This window comes from Bradyrhizobium sp. SRL28, from assembly GCF_018596315.1.
Taxonomy (GTDB): domain Bacteria; phylum Pseudomonadota; class Alphaproteobacteria; order Rhizobiales; family Xanthobacteraceae; genus Bradyrhizobium.
The window spans coordinates 1-415 of the sequence record NZ_JAHEAG010000233.1; the positions used below are offsets into that span (position 1 = coordinate 1).

General features: G+C 56.9%; 2 protein-coding genes. Both read right to left on the reverse strand.

Going from position 1 to position 415, the window contains the following annotated elements:
• A partial coding sequence (locus tag KIP88_RS47765; RefSeq protein ID WP_374226625.1) for a GlsB/YeaQ/YmgE family stress response membrane protein occupies positions 1–87 on the reverse strand: 87 nt, incomplete at its 3' end.
• A 24-nt stretch (positions 88–111) separates the two neighbouring features.
• Positions 112–415 (reverse strand): YidB family protein (locus tag KIP88_RS46140; protein ID WP_214494673.1); only part of this gene is annotated, 304 nt, incomplete at its 5' end.

Sequence of the window (415 nt, forward strand, 5' to 3'; positions counted from 1 at the left end):
GCCGGTCGGCTCATTGTCTCCAGGCATGATGAATTTGGCAATCACACCCGCTACAAATCCGATTATAATGGTCCACACAATGCCCATGTCATATTCCCTTCGGGGTGATTGTTAGGCGGGGATACGGCCGTCGGGCGTATATTGATCGATGGCCGAAGGGAGTTCTCGGGATAGCCTCGCCAAGAGTTCTTCCTGCGACAACCCGGTTTGTTGCTCAAGCGCGGCCAGTACATCCGTACCAATGGCTTGCTTCAGCTGGGGCGGGGGTAGGTCTTTATTGGGACCTTTATTGATCCAAGATTCTGCCGCATCGCCTTGACCGTTCTGCTTAAACCGATCCAGCAGCTCTCCCAGTCCGCCGCCTAATAGGCCGCCAACACCACCCCCAGCGGCGGCACCGCTCAAGCTGCCGAGC